The sequence below is a fragment of the Lysobacter sp. Root76 genome (assembly GCF_001428685.1).
In the GTDB taxonomy this organism is placed as follows: Bacteria; Pseudomonadota; Gammaproteobacteria; order Xanthomonadales; family Xanthomonadaceae; genus Lysobacter.
This window is the reverse complement of sequence record NZ_LMIK01000005.1, coordinates 818,057-835,973: the sequence shown is the minus strand read 5'-3', so window position 1 is coordinate 835,973 and position 17,917 is coordinate 818,057. Positions and strand designations below refer to the sequence as shown.

The window sequence follows — 17,917 nt, the reverse complement described above, 5'->3', positions numbered from 1 at the left end:
ACGGTTCGGGCCTCCCCCATCCTTAAGTCAGGACTGCCCGCGATGACCGTCGCCGCGACGTTCGAAATCGAATACCTGCAATACCTCGGCATCGACGGCAAGCCCGTCGCCGAGTTGCCGCCCGCGTTCCGCGACGCCAGCAAGCTGCTGCCGCTGTTCAAGCAGATGCTGTTCGTGCGCGTGTTCGACACCAAGGCGATCGCCCTGCAACGCACCGGCAAGCTCGGCACCTACGCCGCCTGCCTGGGCCACGAGGCCACCCACGTCGGCATCGGCGCCTCGATGCTGCCCGACGACGTGTTCGCGCCGAGCTATCGCGAGTACGGCGCGCAGTTCATGCGCGGCGTGCTGCCGCGCGAAGTGCTGCTGTACTGGGGCGGCGACGAGCGCGGCAACGACTTCTCCGGCCCCAGGAAAGACTTCTCCTGGTGCGTGCCGATCTCGACCCAGTGCCTGCACGCCGCCGGCGCCGCGCTCGCGTTCAAGCTGCGCAAGGAAAACAACCTGGCCGTGGCCTGCTGCGGCGACGGCGGTTCGTCCAAGACCGACTTCTACGCCGCGCTGAATTCGGCCGGTGCCTACCAGCTGCCGCTGATCCTGTGCGTGATCAACAACGGCTGGGCGATCTCGGTGCCGCGTTCGGCCCAGACCGGCGCCAAGACCCTGGCCCAGAAGGGCATCGCCGGCGGCCTGCACTGCCTGCAGGTCGACGGCAACGACCTGATCGCGGTGATGGAAGGCATGCGCCGCGCCGCCGAGCGCGCGCGCAACGGCGAAGGCGGCAGCGTGATCGAGTTCATGACCTACCGCCTGCACGACCACACCACCGCCGACGACGCCCGCCGTTACCGCGGCGAAGCCGAAGTCAAAGAAGCCTGGACCCGCGACCCGGTGCCGCGCCTGCGCGCCTACCTGACCGCGCAAGGCCTGTGGAGCGAAGACGAAGAGAAGGCCTGGGCCGAGGAATGCGGCAAGAAGGTCGACATCGAGATCAACGCCTATCTGGAAACCCCGGTGCAGCCGGTCGAGGCGATGTTCGACTACCTGTACGCCGATCCGCCGCCGGATCTGCTCGCGCAACGTGCGGCCGCGCTGGCCCTGGAGGGTCGCCGATGAACGTCGATACCAAAGTGAAGGTCGAGACCGCCGACGCCGTGGCCGCACCGGTCGCGATCACCCTGATCGAAGCCATCACCCAGGCCCTGGCCTACGAAATGCGCGCCGACGACACCGTGCTGGTGCTGGGCGAGGACGTGGGCGTCAACGGCGGCGTGTTCCGCGCCACCGCCGGCTTGCAGCAGCAGTTCGGTTCCGAGCGCGTGCTCGACACGCCGCTGGACGAAACCACCATCGCCGGCCTCACCGTCGGCCTGGCCGCGCAGGGCATGAAGCCGGTCGCCGAGTCGCAGTTCGACGGCTTCGTCTACCCGATGGTCGACCACATCATCTGCCACGCCGCGCGCTTCCGTTACCGCACCCGCGGCCGTCTGCATTGCCCGATGGTGCTGCGCGTGCCGTGGGGCGGCGGCATCCGCGCGCCGGAACACCACAGCGAAGCCAACGAATCCATCTTCACCAACGTGCCCGGCCTGCGCGTGGTCATGCCGTCCTCGCCGGCGCGCGCCTACGGCCTGTTGCTGGCCGCGATCCGCGACCCGGATCCGGTGATCTTCATGGAGCCCAAACGCATCTACCGCCAGTACAAGGAAGTGGTCGCCGACGACGGCGAAGCGCTGCCGCTGGACGTGTGCTACGTGCTGCGCGACGGCAGCGACGTGACCCTGGTCAGCTGGGGCGCGCAGGTCAAGGAAGCGCTGGAAGCCGCCGACAAGCTCGCCGCCGAGGGCATCAGCGCCGAAGTCGTCGACGTCGCCACGCTGCGTCCGCTGGACTTCGCCACCATCGCCGAATCGGTGAGCAAGACCGGCCGCTGCGTGATCGTGCACGAGGCGCCCAAGACCGCCGGCTTCGGCGCCGAGATCGCCGCGCGCCTGGCCGAGGAGTCGATGTACGACCTGCTCGCGCCGGTCGAACGCGTCACCGGCTACGACACCCACATCCCGCTGTTCCGCCTGGAAATGAAGTACCTGCCCAGCGTGGAACGCATCGTCGCCGCGGCCAAGCGCGCGCTGGCGGCGGGCTGAGCCGCGGGCGATGCGCCGCGCCCGCGTCGTCGTCGGCCACCGCGTGCCGGATCGGTCGCCGATCCGGATCGAGCGCGGCCAGCGCGTGACCCTGGGCGACCGCGACCGCGACTGGCCGCAGTTCGTCTGGACCGTGCTGGCCGAAGGCCAGGGCGGCTGGGTACCGGCGGCCTTGTTCGACAGCGAGCACGGCCCCGCCACCGCCCTCAGCGACTACGACACCCGCGAACTGGCCGCCGCCGCCGACGAAGTGCTGACCCTGCACTACGAGCTCGCGCAATGGTGGTGGGCCGAGAATGCGCGCGGCGAGCAGGGCTGGATCCCGGCGCGCGCACTTGAGTACATCGACGAGCCCTCGCCATGACCGAATCCGCACCACCCGCCCACGACGCGATCAATCTGGCCGACAAGCTCGCCCGCTTCAGCGAGCACTGGTCGCCGCGGGTGATCGCCGAGATGAACGACTACCAGTTCAAGCTGGTCAAGCTGCAGGGCGAATTCATCTGGCACACGCACGAGCACACCGACGAGGTGTTCATGGTTGTGCATGGGCGCATGCAGATCGGCTTCCGCGATCGCGACGTGGATTTGGGCGAAGGCGAGATGTACGTGGTCCCGCGCGGCGTCGAGCACATCACCCGCGCCGAGCGCGAATGCCATGCCCTGATCATCGAGCCGCGCGGCGTGGTCAACACCGGCCAGGCCGGCGGCGAGCTGACCGCGCAGAACGACGTGTGGGTCTGAACCTTATCTACCGCCGGCCCGGGCCGGCGGCGACCGCATAACCAACGAGACGATCGAACCATGACCGACACGAAAACCTTCCTGCTCCCCGACCTCGGCGAAGGCCTGCCCGACGCGACCATCGTCGAATGGGCGGTGAAGGTCGGCGATACGATCCGCCTCGACGACACCCTGGTGTCGATGGAAACCGCCAAGGCCGTGGTCGAGGTGCCTTCGCCGGTCTCGGGCAAGGTGCTCAAGCTGGCCGGTGCCGCCGGCGATATCGTCGTCACCGGTACCATGCTGGCCGAATTCGAACTCGATCCCAACCAGCCGCAACGCGCCGACGGCCAGGACACCGGTCATCACCACGGCGGCGGTCACGCCGCGCCGGCCGCGCCCGCGCCGCAGGCCGAGGCCGCTCCGGCCAAAGCCGCCGAGGGCGAACGCGCCGACAGCGGTACCGTGGTCGGGGCGATGCAGTCCTCCGACGCAGTGCGCAGCGAACAGGCGGTCGCGGTCGGCGGAGTCAAAGCCATGCCGGCGGTACGCGCACTGGCGCGCAAGCTCGGCGTCGACCTGGCGCGCGTGCGCGCGACCGGCGCCGAGGGCGTGGTCACCAGCGACGACGTCAAGCGCGCCGCCGCCGACGGCAGCGCGGCCGCAGGCGCCGCACCGGCGCCGCGCGCCGCCGATCGCGCCGCGGCCGCCGCACCCGCACCGGTCGCCGCGCCCGCACGCAGCGCACTGTCGGCCAGCGGCCGGCCGATGCGCACCCAGCCGCCGGGCGTCAGCGTCAGCGGTCAGCCGGAACAGCTCAAGGGCGTGCGCCGCAACATGGCGCGGGTGATGGCCGACGCCCACGCCAAGGTCGTACCGACCACGCTCAGCGACGACGCCGACATCCACGCCTGGGCGCCGGGCAACGACATCACCGGCCGCCTGGTGCGCGCCATCGTGACCGCCTGCAAGACCGTGCCCGCGCTCAACGCCTGGTTCGACGGCGACCAGCTCACCCGCACCCTGCACCCGCACGTCGACATCGGCATCGCGGTGGACACCGACGACGGCCTGTTCGTGCCGGCGCTGCGCAACGCCGACGTGCTCGACGCCCGCGGCGTGCGCGAAGCGGTCAACCGCCTGCGCGCGCAGGTCGAGGACCGCAGCATTCCGGCCTCGGAACTCAGCGGCTACACGATCTCGCTGTCCAACTTCGGCATGTTCGCCGGCCGCTACGCGACCCCGGTGATCGTGCCGCCGACCGTGGCCATCGTCGCCGCAGGCAAGGGCCGTCACCAGATGACCCCGGTGATGGGCGGCTTCGAATCGCACAAGGTGATTCCGCTGTCGCTGACCTTCGACCACCGCGCCTGCACGGGCGGCGAAGCCGCGCGTTTCCTCAAGGCGATGCTGGACGATCTGGCGCGCCCGGCTTGATCGCATCGGCGCGAGCACCGGCCACGCACGCGCGCGAGCACGGCGCGTCGTGAGCCTGCTCGCGCTGACGCCGATGCTGCGCACGCCCGACCTGCCCGCATCGATCGCGTTCTACACCGACGTCCTGGGCTTCCAACGCCAGGGCGGCGGCGCCGCCGAGGGCTGGGCCGCGCTCGCGCGCGACGGCATCGAACTGATGCTCAGCGGCCTCAACGCGCACGAAGGCGATACCGCGCCCGCGTTCACCGGCTCGCTCTACCTGCGTACCGACGATGTCGACGGCTGGTGGCGCAGGCTCCAGGACACCGCGCGCGTGTGTTATCCGATCGCGGTCTTCGGCTACGGCATGCGCGAGTTCGCCGTCTACGACAACAACGGCTACCTGCTCCAGTTCGGGCAGCCGATCTCCGCCCACGACGAGGCCACTCCATGACCCACCGCAGCCGCCTGGCCGGTTTCATCATCGATTGCGAGACCGGCGACGTCGATCGCGCCGCCGGTTTCTGGAGCAACGCGCTCGGCCTGCCGCTGGGCGACGGCTACGACGACGACGGCGCCAGCTACGTCGAGCTGCGCAACGCACCGGGCGAGTTGCAGGTGGAAGTGCAGAAGGTGAACCACGCCTCGCGCGTGCACCTGGACATCGAGTCCGACGACATCGACGCCGAGGCCGCGCGCCTGGAGCGGTTGGGCGCGAAGAAGATCAAGTTCGTCAAACGCTGGTGGGTGATGGAAGCGCCGACCGGCCACCGCTTCTGCGTGGTGCGCATGAAGCACCCCGAACGCGGCGCCCCGCCCAAGGTCTGGGACTGATCGCATCGGCCGCACCCGCCCCGCCGGCGCGCGCCGGCAGCGAGCCTGGATCGCGCCGCTTCAACCACGGCACCTTCAAACCACGGCGTTTGCAAACCACAGCGTTTGCAAACCGCGGCGCGTTCAAGCCGCCGCGCTCTCCGCCGTGGTCGGACCGATCACGTTTTTCACCTGCGCCACGCGCGTGACCGGAAAACCGCCGAGTTCGCCATGGCGGCGGATGCTGGCCTCGTCGGGCGCGATGTAGACGCAGTAGATCTTGTCGTCGGTCACGAACGACTCCTGCCACTGCACTTTCGGCCCCAGGCCATCCAGCACCTCGCAGGATTTACGCGCGATCGCTTGCAGCTCGGCGCCGCTGAGCGCGCCGGCGCCGACCAGGTCGCGTTCGATGATGTATCTGGGCATGACACGCCCTCGGAGAAGCGCGTGCTCGACGTCCCTTGTCCGGCTACGCGGACTGCGATCGCGGCCCGGCTCCGCCTGCCGCCGCCTGCGCCTGTGCGCAAACGCAGTCTGCTCCTGCCCCCGCGGGCCGGCAAGCGCTATTCGCGCTGCGGGGTGTCGTCGGCGACCACGCGGTCGCGACCCAGGTTCTTGGCCCGGTACAGGGCCTGATCGGCGCGATCGAACACGCGCTCGGGCGTATCGCGGCCGGGCTCGCCCGCGGCCAGGCCCACCGACACCGACAGCGCGAACGGCAGCGACGAGCGCGCCACCCGTTCGCGGATGCGCTCGGCGATTTCGAAGGACTGCGCCAGGCGCGTGTCGGGCAGCACGATCAGGAACTCCTCGCCGCCGTAGCGCACGGCGATGTCGCCTTGGCGCACCGAGGACGCGACCGCGTCGGCCACCGCGCGCAGGGCACGATCGCCGAGCAGATGGCCGTAACGGTCGTTGACCAGCTTGAAGTGATCGACGTCGAGCAGCAGCAAAGCATAAGGCGCGCTTTCCAGGCGGCGTATCGCTTGCGGGCTGTCGCGCAACTGCGCCAGCGCCGCTCGATTGAGCAGGCCGGTCAGCGCGTCGTGACTGGCGCTGTACTGCAGCTCGTCGTGGCGACGCTGCAGATCGGCCTGCGCGTCCTCGAGCCGGCGCGCGAAGGCTTCGCGCTCGTTGAGCAGGCGCCGCTGCTCCAGCGCGTAACGGCGCAGTTCGAGCAGGTGCTGGGTCTGGCGCGCCAGCACTTCCAGGCCGTCGCGCTGGGCCGGACGCAATTCGCGCGGCTGGCTGTCGAGCACGCAGATCGTACCCAGCGCGTGGCCGTCGGGGCTCATCAGCGGTACGCCGGCGTAGAAGCGCAGTGGACGGCCTTCGATGCTGACCACGCGGGTGCTGAAGCGCGGATCGTCGGCGACGTCGCGCACGATCAAGGTCTGGCCCGGGGTGCGGATCGCGTGATCGCAGATCGCCAACGCGCGCGGCGTCTGCGACTGGTCCAGTCCGACCCGCGCCTTGAACCACTGGCGGTCGCGATCGATCAACGAGATCGCCGCCGCCGGCGCGTCGCACAGCGTCGCCGCCAGGCGCACGAGATCGTCGTAGGCCTGTTCGGAAACGGTGTCTACCACCGCGTAGGCGTCGAGCGCGTCCTGGCGCTGAGCCTCGTCGGCGGGCGCCGGAACGGCGCGTAGGCGGGCAAGGGACATGGGGGGTACCGGGGAGACCCTTGCAGGCTACCGTCCCGGGAAACGCCGTCTTGTGACCGCCCTCACAGCTGCCGGGCCGGTAATACCCCGGTTAAGCCAGGAGTCGTTCAGGCAACTGAACCCGCGCCCGATCGAGTCAATCGGGGCGCCGACGCCCGGTCCAGCCAGACCTCCAGACCCTGGGCATTGAGCTCGATGTCCACCGCCAGCAACGCCCGTACCTGCCCGGCGTCCATCGCGCTGCCATGTGCGGCCGCGCGCGCGACGTACAGCTCGCCCAGCGAGGCGACCAGGCGCGCGTGGCGGTCGGCGTGGCCGTCGGCCGCGCGCGCCAGCGCAACCATCGCATCGATCTGCGCCAACAGATCGTCGGCGAGCCGGGCGACGTCGCCGACCGGGCCGTAGTGGGTGAGCCGCATGGTCTGCGGTTCGCGCGCGAGCAGCTTGCGGATCGAAGCCTGCAGCGCTTCGGGTTCGAACTGCACCGGCGTGCTGGTCGGAATCGCCAACGCGCCGCGCGCACTGTCGAACTCGCGATAGGACAGGCCGAAGGTATCGCCGGTGAACCAGCTGCGGCTGCGCTCGTCCCACAGGCACAGGTGATGGCGGGCGTGCCCGGGCGTGTCCACGCACAGCAGCGGGCGACCGGCCAGATCGATGACATGACCGTCGCCGGCCATGACGACACGCTCGGCCGCGACCGGCAGGATCTCGCCGTAGCTGCGCGCGATTTCCTCCGCGCCGTAGACCGCGGTGGCGCCGGCGACCAGACGCGAAGGATCGATCATGTGCGGCGCGCCGCGCGGATGCACGGCCAGGCGCGCGTTCGGCAGCCGCCGCATCAGCGCACCGGCGCCGCCGGCATGGTCGAGGTGGACGTGGGTCAGGATCAGCCAGTCGACGTCCTCGGGCGCCAGCCCCTGCGCCGCCAGCGCGGCGAGCAGCGCCGGCACCGAATGCTGGGTGCCGCAATCGACGAAGGCACCGCGGCCCTGCTCGACGATCAGATAGGCGGCATCGAAGGCCGGGCGATGGAAGCCGGTGTCGATGATGACGATGCCGTCGGTCATGGGCGCAGGTCCGCTAGCGGTGGAGCGCCCAGTCTAGGCCGCCCACCCGCGATTGGCGACGACGCCGGCGCGTCGCACGCGCTCGCGCATGCACGGCCTCAGCCCTTTCCCGCCTGCGGGAGAGTGCCGAATACGCCTCAGCCTTCCTCGACCGCGAACTGCGCCAACGCCTCGATCACCTCGGCCAACTCCACGCCTTCGTGCAGGTGCCCGATCAAGTCCTCGCCCGCATGCACCGCCGCGGCTTCAGCGCCATGCAAGGCAGCGCCGCCTTCCTGCTTGAGACGTCCGATCAACTGGCCGGCGGTGCGCGCCGACTCGTGCCCGACGCTCTGCAGCAGCACGCGGTCGCCATCGACCAGCTTGAAGTAGAACTTGCCGTCGCTCTCACGGTACTGCTTGAAGGTCGGCGCCGTGCTCTTGGCGGTCTTCTTGGCCGCGCCCGCGACCACCTGCGACAGATCGCGCAAGCCGACCGCCGCACGCAGGGTCTGCATGAACGGCACGCCGTGGGTCGCGCGCACGCGCTGCGCGCCGTCGCGCAGGATGGCCTCGATCTCGGCCGGCTTGGCGATCAGCGCCTCGTACTTTTCGCGCAGCGGCGCGACTTCGGCGTCGATGCGTTCGAACAGCGCCTGCTTGGCCTCGCCCCAGGCGATGCCGTCGGCGAACGCCGCGCGCATCCGCTCGGTCTCGGCGCCGCTGGCGAAGGCCTGGTACAGCTGGAACACGTTGGACGCGTCGGCGTCCTTGGGCTCGCCGGGCGCGCGCGAATCGGTGACGATGGAATAGATCAGCTTCTTCAGCGTCTCGCGCGGCGCGAACAGCGGAATGGTGTTGTCGTAGCTCTTGCTCATCTTGCGGCCGTCCAGACCCGGCAAGGTCGCCACGTGCTCCTCGATCGCCGCTTCCGGCAGCACGAAATGCTCGCCGTACAGATGATTGAAGCGCTGGGCGAAGTCGCGCGCCATCTCGATGTGCTGAACCTGGTCGCGGCCCACCGGCACCTTGTGCGCGTTGAACACCAGGATGTCGGCGGCCATCAGCACCGGGTACATGAACAAGCCGGCGTTGATCGCGGCGTCGTCGTCCTCGCCTTCGGCGCGGTTGCGGTCGACCGCGGCCTTGTAGGCGTGGGCGCGGTTGAGAATGCCCTTGCCGGCGACGCAGGTCAGGAACCAGGCCAACTCGGGGATCTCGACGATCTCGCTCTGGCGATAGAACCAGACCTTGTCCGGCTCCAGCCCGCAGGCCAGCCAGGACGCGGCGATCTCCAGCGTCGAGCGCTGCACCCGTTCGGGTTCCTGCACCTTGATCAGCGCGTGCAGGTCGGCGAGGAAATAGAAGCTTTCCACGCCCGGCGTGCGGCTGGCGGCCACCGCCGGCCGGATCGCGCCGACGTAGTTTCCGAGATGGGGGGTGCCGGACGTGGTGATGCCGGTCAGGACGCGGGTCGGGGTCATTGCGGGCCAGGATGGAGCATGGCCGCCCAGTTTACCCGCTGAATTCGGCCGCCGCGGCCGGCCCGGCCGGGGCCGCGAACCTGAGTGGCCGCCAACGCGCCAGCCGCGTGTGCCGCCGCTTAACCCCACGCCCGACGCCGGCGCGTTCGCAGCAGTGCCCACACCGGAGAACCCGCCATGTTCCGCTCCCTCGTCTTGCTGGTCGGCGCCCTGATCGCCGCCACCGCCTGCGCGCCGCTGTCCGCGCGCCCCCTGGTCGACGTGTCCGTGATCGATCGCGACTCGGGCGACTGGCTGCCCGCCTACCCGCACCGCGGCCAGCAGTGGATCGCCGGCGCTCCCGGCCACCGCTACGCCGTGCGCCTGACCAACACCAGCGATCAGCGCGTGCTGGTGGTGCTGTCGATCGACGGCGTCAACGCCGTGACCGGCCAGGACGCGCATCCCTCGCAGGCCGGCTACGTGCTGGAGCCCTGGCAGAGCACCGAGATCAACGGCTGGCGCAAGTCGCTGGAAGACGTCGCCCAATTCGTGTTCACCGACCTGCCCGACAGCTACGCCGCGCGCACCGGTCGGCCCGACAACGTCGGCGTGATCGGTGTGGCGGTGTTCCAGGAAGCGCGTCCGGTCTACCGCTACGACTACCCGGCGCCGATCGCACGCGGCGAGCGCGAACTCGAGCGCCGCCAGCGCGCCGGCAACGACGGCGCCGCCAAGTCTTCCGCACCGGCTGCGGCCGAAGCGGTCAGCGACGCGATGGCCACGCAATCGATCGGCACCGGTCACGGCATGCGCGAATGGTCGCCGGTATCGCAGACCGGTTTCGTGCGCGCCTCGCGCTCGCCGTCCCAGGTCAGCCAGTTGCGCTACGACGATTACGACACCCTGGTCGCGCGTGGCGTGCTGCCTCGCTATCCGCGTTATCCGGGCTACCGCAACGACGAACCGCGCGCGTTCCCGAGCGGCTTCGTCGCCGACCCGCCGCGCTGGTGAACGCAAACGAATGGGCCGGGTTCGCACCCGGCCCATTCATCGGTGGTCCTGCCGCCTGCGCGCCGTGATCGGCGCTACAGCCGGCTTAGTCGGTCGAGATCGTCAGTTCAAGGTCTTCTCGAAGTCGCGCACTTCCTTCTCGGCGCGATCGCGCTCCCAGCCGTAACGCTCCTGCAGCTTGCCGGCGAGGTATTTGGAATCGCCCTGCGCCACGTCGAATACGTCATCGGTGAGATCGCCCCACTTAGCCTGGGCCTGGCCCTTCAGCTGAGTCCACTTGCCCGCGATGATGTCTTTGTTCATGAGTCAGTCCTCGATCTCGTTTTGGGGGTGACGATGCCTGTTGTCGGCATCGTTTGCGCAGCATCGCAAGAACGACATTCGCGCAAGGTCGCGATTGCGTTATGCGTGCCTTGATGTCGGTGAACGCGATGAACGCTTCAGCTGCGGGCGCGGCCCCGGATGAATGCGCGCGACGAAACGGCGCGAAGGGAGAAGGCGAAATAAAAGAGAAAGGCCGGATCGCTCCGGCCTTTCCGATTCGCGAAAACCGCGGCGCGATTACTTGCCGTCGCGCACTTCCTCGGCCTTTTGCTCGACCTTTTCGCCGGCTTTCTGCACGTCCTTGCCGGCGCCGGCAACGGTGTTGCAGGCGGTCAGGATGCCCATCGAAAACAGGGCGAGCAGCAACAGGGCAGTCAGACGCTTCATTGAATTCTCCTTGGTCGGTAGAACCGGTCGGCAACCCGTTCGGACGCGTTGTCCAGCGGCGCGACCTTGATGAAATGAGACTTGAGACGACGTGAAGCCGGTGTGGAATCGCCTGTTTTCCACCCGCCGCGGTTCATCCATTGGCCGGTCGCGTTCAGTCGCGCATCAGCGTCGATTTGCCGAACAAGCTCTCGACCAGGTCCACCGACAGCTTCGCGGTGCGGTTGCGCTTGTCCAGCACCGGGTTGAGCTCGACGATGTCCAGCGAGGCCAGGCGGCCGCTGTCGGCGATCATCTCCATCACCAGCTGGGCTTCGCGATAATTCGGACCGCCCGGCACCGTGGTGCCCACGCCCGGAGCGATGCTGGGGTCGAGGAAATCCACGTCGAAACTGACATGCAGATGGGTGTTGTCGTCGATGCCTTCCAGCGCCTCCTCCATCACCCGCTTCATGCCGATCTCGTCGATGTAGCGCATGTCGTACACGTCCAGGCCGTGTTCCTTGATCAGCTGCTTCTCGCCCGGATCGACCGAGCGGATGCCGATCTGGCGGATGTCCTCGGCGCGCATCGCCGGCGCCTCGCCGCCCAGCGTGGTCAGGGCCTCCGGACCGATGCCGCACAAACAGGCGACCGGCATGCCATGGACGTTGCCCGAGGGCGTGACCTGGCTGGTGTTGAAGTCGGCGTGCGCATCCAGCCACAGCACGCGCAGCTGCTTGCCGGTTTCGCGGCAGTGGCGCGCGACGGCGGTGATCGAACCCAGACCCAGGCAGTGATCGCCACCGAGCAGGATCGGCATGCGCCCGTCGCGCAGTTCCGCCGCGACCGCGTCCATCACCAACCGGTTCCAGGCCACCACTTCGGGCAGATGGCGGTAGCCCTCGACCGGCTTCTGCCAGGGATTGCGCGGACCGTCGAGGTTGCCGCGGTCCACCACGTCGACGCCGCGCTTGACCAGGGCCTCGCCGAGACCGGCGATGCGCAGGGCTTCCGGCCCCAGCCGTGCGCCGCGGTGCCCGGCGCCGACATCGGTGGGCGCGCCGATCAAGGAAACCGGGGGATAGGTACGACTCATAGAGAATCCTCTGGCCGCGCTGGCTGACGGACGAGCGCGCGGCATCGATAGGTGAACGCGGACGATGCCCGCGGCACCGCGCGATCGCCGCAACAGGGCCGCTGCGGCCGCCGACGATGCCCGCATTCTAATCCTTCCGCGATATCCCGGCCTGCCATCGCGATCCAGGAGCTGGTCTGGCCATCGCCGGCGCCGGCCAGGGATATGCCGCAGCGGTCGTTTCTGGATCCAAACGGTGCCGGCCGGTCGGCGGCTGGCACCGGCATCCGGTACGCAGACTCCGGTTTCGGGCCGACTAGTCGCACAACGACGAAGGATCGACGATGGCTTGCACGCGATACGTGTTGCGTCCCGCCTTCTTGGCCTCGTATAGCGCCGAATCCGCCGCGGACATCAATGCCGCAACGTCGATCGGCGCGCTCGAATACGCGATCCCGACGCTGGTCGTGACAGCCAGGCGCTGGTCGTCGACCGCTATCGGGACCTGCATCGCCTTGATCAACTTTCGCGCGATGACCTCGGCCGCTTCCGGCAGCATCGCGTCCTCGATGACGACCGCGAACTCGTCGCCGCCCAGGCGCGCCACCAGATCGGTACTGCGCACGCTGCCAAGCAGCCGTCGCGCGAATACGCGCAGGATCTCATCCCCGGCGGCATGGCCATGGTTGTCGTTGACACGCTTGAAATGGTCGACGTCGAGGTACATCAATGCGACCGGAAATCCCTGGCGCCTCATCTTCTTCAGCGTGAGCGAGAGGTACTCGTCGAACTGACGCCGATTCGCCACGTCCGTGAGCGTGTCGACCCGGGCCAGACGCTCCAGTTCCAGTCGGCTTTCCTCCAGCGCCCGCTCGGCGACGACACGCCGGGTCACATCGCGGCCGGCATAGATGATGTCCAGCTCACCGGCCCGGTCCGCGCTGGGAATCGGCCGGGTGACCGCCTCGACCCAGACGTAGTGCCCGTCCTTGTGACGCACGCGATAGATCGCGGTCTTGGCCTGGCCCGATGCGATGACCTCCGCCATGGCGCTCTTCTGGCGGTCGCGATCGTCCGGGTGGACGAGGTCCCAGCGCGAACCGAGCATTTCGTCGGGCGACCAGCCCAGAATGTCCTTGGCCGAAGGCGATACGTAGAGCCGCTCGCCATCGGCGCGCATGCGCACGATCACATCGTGAGAATAGTCGGCGAGCATGCGATAGCGGTGCTCGCTCTCGCGGACGCGGGCGGTCAGGCGCTTGCGCTCGGCCATGGCCAAGGCGACGGGAATGGTCATCAGACAGCCGCCTGCGATATAGAGCTGCAGCAGCGCGATACGTCCCGTGGCGCCGATGTCCTGCACCAGCCAGAGCGGCCCGCGGCCCATGGTCGTGGCGACGCTGCCCACGATCGCGAGCAGGATCACGCCCGCGGCCACGCCCGCGAAACGATGCCGGAACGCCCCCAGCAGCAGCGGCGGATAGGCCATGAACAGCACGGGATAGCGGGAATTGAAGACGGCGACGCTGACTCCGGCCAGCAGCAGCATGCTGACCAGAAAGGCCCAGCGCCGGCCGGGCGCGCCGGCGAAATCGAGGCCTTCGCGAAGCACCACCAAGGTGGACGTCGCGACGATCACCATGCCCACGACATGCGCGGCGAACCAGCTGATGAAGTTCATCGCCAGCGAATTGCCGTGTACGGCCGAGGTGATCGACGCTCCCAGCAGGCCGGACACGGCGCAGGCTACGAGCGTGCTGGCGATGGCGATACCGCCCAGACTGATCCAGCGCTTCGGATCGCCGACGTCGGGCACCAGACGCCTGACGACGCCGGCGACGATGAGCACTTCGATGAGATCGCTGATTCCCATCGACGCGGCATGCAGCACCGAATAGCCGGCGACGAGCTGCGCGACGATATCGGCCGCCAATCCCTGCAGGACGTAGCCCCGCCATATCGAAGTGGGCCTGGCCAACAGCCAGCCGGTGAAGATGCCGTTGCCTATCCAGATCGCGGCCAGCTCTCCGGGGCCGCGCGCCAGCGTGAGCGACAACCAAGCCGTGATCCCGACCAGTAGCGCCATGGCCGTTCGGTCGATCCAGGGCCGCTGCGGCGACGCCAAGAAACTGTTCACGCCGACCTCTCATCCGGAGAGCTGCCGGTTACCCTAGCCTTGAGGCGTGTGATGGCAGGTGAAAGCCCCGGAGAGCCGCACGATCGCTGTTTTCGCCCTTGCTGCGAGATGGGGCGATCTCCTCCCAATGGTGGCCTTCGCCGTCGAATGGACGATGCATGGTCGCCGGGTTCTGCATCGCCGCAGCGATAAGGCGGCATCGGGCGCCATGAGACGCCTCAGCGCTCGGCCATAAAAAAACCCCGCAGGTCGCGAGGTTCTCATGCCCACTGACGCGGCGGGATATCCATGGGATCGCCTATGGTGCGGCAGTCGGCACCGCAAAGCCGAGCCAACGCCGGCTGAAAGCTTGCTCGCGCTGTCAACGATCTCTTTTGCGATGCGTCGCCTCTCGCTGTTCGTCATTGTTTCTGCGATATCGGGCTCAGCCAAAGACGAGGCAACCGCGCCGACGATCCAGCTATCAAGTGGCAGTCGCTCTATCTCAAACGGCTTAACCCTTCTCTTGTCTTGCAGCATTGCAACCACAGCGGCGAGCGCGCCCGATGCAGCTAGCTTCGCAAGTTGCGGGTCACGCAAGCGCATCTCCAGACCTCGCTCGTACCGTTGCTCGTCCGATTCCATGTCCGTTGCTCGCTGAAGAATTTTCGATGGCCGGGTTTTTCACTAAAACCCACCCTGTCCGGATCCACGCAGGTTGTCCGGTAAGTGACCGTAGTGTCTCGCGCTAACCCTTCCCGCTAACGGGAAGGTTTCTGGGTTCCCGCCGCCGCTCGATTGATCGGAATCACTTTCGCACCGACCCGCAGCAGGTCCAAGTAGTCGGCCCACGCCTGCATCATCTTCACGCGCTCGGCCATGTATTGGGCGCGGTTGTAGGCGGCGCGGACCTTGTTTCGCTCCGCATGGGCTAGCTGGCGCTCGATCACGTCCGGCAGCCAGCCAAGCTCGTTTAAGCGCGTGCTAGCCATCGCGCGGAAGCCGTGGCCAGTCATGGTGGCCTTGTCATACCCCAGGGAGCGCAGCGCGGCATTGACCGTGTTTTCGCTCATTGGAGCCGTCGCGGTGCGCAGACTGGGAAACACGTAGCGCCCCCGTCCGGTCAAGGGTTTCAGCTCCTGCAGGATTGCCAGGGCTTGCGACGAAAGCGGGACCACGTGCTCCTCCCTCATCTTCATCCGTTGCGCCGGGATTCGCCATTGCGCGGCGTCTAGGTCCAACTCGGCCCACTCCATCGCCCGCAGTTCGCCGGGGCGCACGAACAGCAGAGGCGCAATCCGTAGTGCACAGCGGGTGACATGCTGGCCGCCGTAGCCGTCCAACGCCCGCAGGAGGGCGCCGACTTTGCTCGGGTCCGTAATAGCAGCGCGCGATGTGCGCACAATGGGGGCCAGTGCTCCGCGTAGGTCGGCGGACGGGTCACGCTTAGCCAACCCATGGGCGATGGCGTAACGGAACACCTGCCCGCATTTCTCCTTGGTCCGGTGCGCGGTTTCGTGCGCGCCTCGGGCTTCGATGCGCTTGAGCGCGGCCAATAGCTCAGGGGGCTCAATCTCAGCAACGGGTCGAGATCCCAGCCACGGCAGCACTTGGTCGAGTAGCCATTGCGACTTCGCGAACGTGGCGGGAGCAAGTTTCCTCTTCTGAGTCGCCATCCATGCGTCTGCGACCGCCAGAAAGCTGTTGGCGGCTGCGACGCGAGCCGCAACCTTGTTCGCCCGCTTCAAGGCACCCGGATCCTTGCCATCACGGATCACCTCGCGCGCTGCATCGCGCTTCCGCCGCGCCTCGGCCAGCGATACCTCGGGGTAAACACCGAATGAAAGCAGCCGCTCCTTGCCGCCGTGGCGGTACTTCATTTGCCAGTAGCGCGCGCCGCTCTCCTTGGTCAGCAGGAACAAGCCGCCGCCGTCAAACAACTTCCCAGGCTTGCTTGCCTTGATCGCCGCAGCGGTCAGCGTTCCTGTGTTCGCCGCCATTTCCGTTATCCCCGCCCCTTTTACCCCCACGGGGGCCTGTTACCCCCAACGTTACCCCCGCGCCTCACCGGCTGCAATGGGACCACTCGGGACGTTCTGAAACAAAAAACCCCGCGATTTGCGGGGTTTCGTGATGACTCCGAGTTGTCCGGGGACCGCTTGAAACCACCCTTTGGTGCCGGCAGTCAGAATCGAACTGACGACCTACCGCTTACAAGGCGGTTGCTCTACCAACTGAGCTATGCCGGCGATCACGCCATTCTATCCCGCGCGCGAGCCCGATGGCGGGCTTTGGGCGATCCGGGATCGGGCGCCGGGGCGCGAATCAACGCATCTTGGCGCAGTCCAGGCTGCGGCGCTGGATCGCGATCGCGGCCTGGGCGGCATCGGGATCGAAGCCTTCGCCCGCGGCCACGTCCAGCCAGGTGCTGGCGCGCGCGTCGCCCAGCGGTTCGGCCTGGGCGGCGAAACCGGCGGCATTGAGGCTCTGCGCGCGTTTGCGCGCGGCGTCCTCGGTGCGGTAGCGGCCGAGCGCGATCGCATTGGCCTCGGCACCGTCGGCGACCACGAAGTAATCGTTGAAACCGGCCGCGGCGATGCGTTGCGCCAGCGCTTGCGCCTGTTCGCGCGAGGGCTGCGGCGGCAGCACCACGCGCCAGCCGCGCGCGGGCGCGGTGCGCTGTTCGCGCATCGCGATGCGCTGCGCCAGCGGCTGCAGGTAGCGGCGCGCGGACGACGCCATATCCGCGTTCTCGAATGGGCCGAAGCTATAGCAGCGCGTGGTTTTGGCGAGCGGCGCGGAGGTTTCGGCGGCGGGGGCCTCGGTCGCGGCGGCAACCGGCGGCGGTGCGGGTGCGGGCGGCGGTGTCGCTGTTGCGGCGCTTGGCGGCGGCGTGGTGGCGTCGCGCAAGGCCGCGACCGATGCGTTCGGCGCCGCCGGTTCGGCAACCGACCGGGCCGGCGCATCGCGTTCGGCCAACAGTTGCAGGCGCGCCACGCCCAGCTGCGATGCGGCGGGCGCCGACGACGCCAGCGGCGTGCGCAGTCCCCACCACGCGGTCACGCCGAGGTTGAGCATCAACAACAGAACGAGCAGCGCGCGGACCAGCATGGCGCGATTCTAAGCCGGCCAGCTCACGCGCTCACGGTTCGCGCGCGGATCGGACGCGCACGTTGCGACGCGCGTCATATTCGCCGTGTGCATTGACGCATCGCGGTGACGTTCGTCATGCCGGCATTGTCGCAACGGCGACATCGGCTGGCGCGCCGGCTCGACGCTCACCCGCCTCTCGGCGACACGTCCGGACCGAAGCCCGCAAGCGCGGACGAAGTATCGGCATGGACGCAGTTGCGTCGACGCCTGCGTATCGACTCGAACGGCCGGACGGGTTCGAGCGGCTCCGCCGGAACCGCAGCGCCGCGATCAGTTCGCCGGCGGCGCCGAGGGCGCCGGCGCGGCTTCCGCGCTGGCGACGGCAGGCAAGGCCTGGGCGATGGTCGCCGCCGGCAGCGCCGGCTTGGCGGCGATACGCGGCCGCGGCCCGGTTTCGCCGACCAGCCGCAAGGGCGCGACCCCCGACAGAACCGTCGCGGCCGCGGCGGGCGCCGGAGCGCGCTGCCACCACCACACGGCGACGCCCAGGTTCAGCACCAGCAACAGGACGATCAAGGCGCGCAGCAGCATGGGCCGTATCCGGGCGGGGTACGGCCCGATTCTAGGCAGGAAGCCCGGCCGGCGGCA

The 17,917-nt window shown here is 68.5% G+C and carries 19 protein-coding genes and 1 tRNA gene; 8 read left to right on the top strand and 12 right to left on the bottom strand.

The features are described from left to right. Positions 1-42: 42 nt before the first annotated feature. Genes pdhA through ASE10_RS11070 form a run of 7 tightly spaced genes read left to right on the top strand, consistent with a single transcriptional unit; the run spans position 43 to position 5,117 of the window. The gene (gene pdhA, locus ASE10_RS11100) at positions 43-1,116 is read left to right on the top strand and encodes a pyruvate dehydrogenase (acetyl-transferring) E1 component subunit alpha (protein WP_055909019.1); all 1,074 of its coding nucleotides are present in this window, start codon (positions 43-45) and stop codon (positions 1,114-1,116) included. Beyond that, positions 1,113-2,144, top strand: coding sequence for an alpha-ketoacid dehydrogenase subunit beta (locus tag ASE10_RS11095; protein WP_055909021.1), 1,032 nt, complete (start codon positions 1,113-1,115; stop codon positions 2,142-2,144). The genes pdhA and ASE10_RS11095 overlap by 4 nt, the downstream gene beginning before the upstream one ends. A gap of 10 nt (positions 2,145-2,154) precedes the next feature. Continuing rightward, positions 2,155-2,508 (top strand): SH3 domain-containing protein, encoded by a 354-nt coding sequence (locus tag ASE10_RS11090; protein ID WP_055909026.1) that lies wholly within the window; start codon positions 2,155-2,157, stop codon positions 2,506-2,508. Then, positions 2,505-2,888, top strand: a complete 384-nt coding sequence (locus ASE10_RS11085; protein WP_055909028.1) for a cupin domain-containing protein — start codon at positions 2,505-2,507, stop codon at positions 2,886-2,888. The genes ASE10_RS11090 and ASE10_RS11085 overlap by 4 nt, the downstream gene beginning before the upstream one ends. 60 nt (positions 2,889-2,948) lie before the next feature. Further along, a complete protein-coding gene (locus ASE10_RS11080; protein WP_055909030.1) occupies positions 2,949-4,304 on the top strand; it encodes a dihydrolipoamide acetyltransferase family protein in 1,356 nt (451 codons plus the stop codon). Positions 4,305-4,353: 49 nt separating this feature from the next. Continuing rightward, positions 4,354-4,737: a VOC family protein gene (locus ASE10_RS11075; RefSeq protein ID WP_055909034.1), complete on the top strand. Its 384-nt coding sequence runs from the start codon at positions 4,354-4,356 to the stop codon at positions 4,735-4,737. Continuing rightward, entirely contained in the window at positions 4,734-5,117 is a 384-nt protein-coding gene (locus ASE10_RS11070) for a VOC family protein (RefSeq protein ID WP_055909039.1), read from the top strand. Before ASE10_RS11075 ends, ASE10_RS11070 begins: the two co-directional genes overlap by 4 nt. A gap of 123 nt (positions 5,118-5,240) precedes the next feature. Here the strand turns inward: ASE10_RS11070 and ASE10_RS11065 are convergent, their stop codons facing one another. From ASE10_RS11065 to ASE10_RS11050, 4 genes are all read right to left on the bottom strand, one after another. Then, on the bottom strand, positions 5,241-5,525 hold the full coding sequence (locus ASE10_RS11065) for a DUF4242 domain-containing protein (protein ID WP_055909042.1): 285 nt from the start codon (positions 5,523-5,525) through the stop codon (positions 5,241-5,243). 137 nt (positions 5,526-5,662) lie between these two features. Further along, on the bottom strand, positions 5,663-6,766 hold the full coding sequence (locus ASE10_RS11060) for a sensor domain-containing diguanylate cyclase (protein ID WP_055909045.1): 1,104 nt from the start codon (positions 6,764-6,766) through the stop codon (positions 5,663-5,665). 107 nt (positions 6,767-6,873) lie between these two features. Further along, positions 6,874-7,836 carry an MBL fold metallo-hydrolase gene (locus ASE10_RS11055; protein ID WP_056304915.1) on the bottom strand — a complete coding sequence of 321 codons (963 nt, stop codon included), beginning with the start codon at positions 7,834-7,836 and terminating at the stop codon, positions 6,874-6,876. A gap of 137 nt (positions 7,837-7,973) precedes the next feature. Beyond that, positions 7,974-9,299 carry a tryptophan--tRNA ligase gene (locus ASE10_RS11050; RefSeq protein ID WP_055909052.1) on the bottom strand — a complete coding sequence of 442 codons (1,326 nt, stop codon included), beginning with the start codon at positions 9,297-9,299 and terminating at the stop codon, positions 7,974-7,976. Positions 9,300-9,476: 177 nt separating this feature from the next. Here ASE10_RS11050 and ASE10_RS11045 point away from each other — a divergent pair, with 177 nt between their 5' ends. After that, the gene (locus ASE10_RS11045) at positions 9,477-10,292 is read left to right on the top strand and encodes a hypothetical protein (RefSeq protein WP_055909057.1); all 816 of its coding nucleotides are present in this window, start codon (positions 9,477-9,479) and stop codon (positions 10,290-10,292) included. A gap of 102 nt (positions 10,293-10,394) precedes the next feature. Here the strand turns inward: ASE10_RS11045 and ASE10_RS11040 are convergent, their stop codons facing one another. The 8 genes from ASE10_RS11040 to ASE10_RS11005 form a co-directional block, all read right to left on the bottom strand. Continuing rightward, on the bottom strand, positions 10,395-10,595 hold the full coding sequence (locus tag ASE10_RS11040) for a CsbD family protein (protein ID WP_055909073.1): 201 nt from the start codon (positions 10,593-10,595) through the stop codon (positions 10,395-10,397). 258 nt (positions 10,596-10,853) lie between these two features. After that, positions 10,854-11,003, bottom strand: a complete 150-nt coding sequence (locus tag ASE10_RS11035; protein WP_055909076.1) for an entericidin A/B family lipoprotein — start codon at positions 11,001-11,003, stop codon at positions 10,854-10,856. 154 nt (positions 11,004-11,157) lie between these two features. Continuing rightward, the gene (gene rocF / locus ASE10_RS11030) at positions 11,158-12,081 is read right to left on the bottom strand and encodes an arginase (RefSeq protein ID WP_055909077.1); all 924 of its coding nucleotides are present in this window, start codon (positions 12,079-12,081) and stop codon (positions 11,158-11,160) included. Positions 12,082-12,376: 295 nt separating this feature from the next. Then, positions 12,377-14,146, bottom strand: a complete 1,770-nt coding sequence (locus ASE10_RS11025; protein ID WP_056304913.1) for a sensor domain-containing diguanylate cyclase — start codon at positions 14,144-14,146, stop codon at positions 12,377-12,379. Positions 14,147-14,937: 791 nt separating this feature from the next. Next, positions 14,938-16,176, bottom strand: coding sequence for an integrase arm-type DNA-binding domain-containing protein (locus ASE10_RS11020; RefSeq protein ID WP_055909095.1), 1,239 nt, complete (start codon positions 16,174-16,176; stop codon positions 14,938-14,940). 173 nt (positions 16,177-16,349) lie between these two features. Continuing rightward, positions 16,350-16,425, bottom strand: a tRNA-Thr gene (locus ASE10_RS11015). Between the two features lie 76 nt (positions 16,426-16,501). Next, positions 16,502-17,287: an SPOR domain-containing protein gene (locus tag ASE10_RS11010; protein WP_056304911.1), complete on the bottom strand. Its 786-nt coding sequence runs from the start codon at positions 17,285-17,287 to the stop codon at positions 16,502-16,504. A gap of 312 nt (positions 17,288-17,599) precedes the next feature. After that, positions 17,600-17,860, bottom strand: a complete 261-nt coding sequence (locus ASE10_RS11005) for a hypothetical protein (protein ID WP_055909102.1) — start codon at positions 17,858-17,860, stop codon at positions 17,600-17,602. Between the last annotated feature and the right edge of the window lie 57 nt (positions 17,861-17,917).

Coding starts and splice junctions, on each gene's coding strand:
- pdhA (WP_055909019.1), top strand. CDS start 43: ATGACCGTCGCCGCGACGTTCGAAATCGAATACCTGCAATACCTCGGC.
- ASE10_RS11095 (WP_055909021.1), top strand. CDS start 1,113: ATGAACGTCGATACCAAAGTGAAGGTCGAGACCGCCGACGCCGTGGCC.
- ASE10_RS11090 (WP_055909026.1), top strand. CDS start 2,155: ATGCGCCGCGCCCGCGTCGTCGTCGGCCACCGCGTGCCGGATCGGTCG.
- ASE10_RS11085 (WP_055909028.1), top strand. CDS start 2,505: ATGACCGAATCCGCACCACCCGCCCACGACGCGATCAATCTGGCCGAC.
- ASE10_RS11080 (WP_055909030.1), top strand. CDS start 2,949: ATGACCGACACGAAAACCTTCCTGCTCCCCGACCTCGGCGAAGGCCTG.
- ASE10_RS11070 (WP_055909039.1), top strand. CDS start 4,734: ATGACCCACCGCAGCCGCCTGGCCGGTTTCATCATCGATTGCGAGACC.
- ASE10_RS11065 (WP_055909042.1), bottom strand. CDS start 5,525: ATGCCCAGATACATCATCGAACGCGACCTGGTCGGCGCCGGCGCGCTC.
- ASE10_RS11060 (WP_055909045.1), bottom strand. CDS start 6,766: ATGTCCCTTGCCCGCCTACGCGCCGTTCCGGCGCCCGCCGACGAGGCT.
- ASE10_RS11055 (WP_056304915.1), bottom strand. CDS start 7,836: ATGACCGACGGCATCGTCATCATCGACACCGGCTTCCATCGCCCGGCC.
- ASE10_RS11050 (WP_055909052.1), bottom strand. CDS start 9,299: ATGACCCCGACCCGCGTCCTGACCGGCATCACCACGTCCGGCACCCCC.
- ASE10_RS11045 (WP_055909057.1), top strand. CDS start 9,477: ATGTTCCGCTCCCTCGTCTTGCTGGTCGGCGCCCTGATCGCCGCCACC.
- ASE10_RS11040 (WP_055909073.1), bottom strand. CDS start 10,595: ATGAACAAAGACATCATCGCGGGCAAGTGGACTCAGCTGAAGGGCCAG.
- ASE10_RS11035 (WP_055909076.1), bottom strand. CDS start 11,003: ATGAAGCGTCTGACTGCCCTGTTGCTGCTCGCCCTGTTTTCGATGGGC.
- rocF (WP_055909077.1), bottom strand. CDS start 12,081: ATGAGTCGTACCTATCCCCCGGTTTCCTTGATCGGCGCGCCCACCGAT.
- ASE10_RS11025 (WP_056304913.1), bottom strand. CDS start 14,146: ATGGCGCTACTGGTCGGGATCACGGCTTGGTTGTCGCTCACGCTGGCG.
- ASE10_RS11020 (WP_055909095.1), bottom strand. CDS start 16,176: ATGGCGGCGAACACAGGAACGCTGACCGCTGCGGCGATCAAGGCAAGC.
- ASE10_RS11010 (WP_056304911.1), bottom strand. CDS start 17,287: ATGCTGGTCCGCGCGCTGCTCGTTCTGTTGTTGATGCTCAACCTCGGC.
- ASE10_RS11005 (WP_055909102.1), bottom strand. CDS start 17,860: ATGCTGCTGCGCGCCTTGATCGTCCTGTTGCTGGTGCTGAACCTGGGC.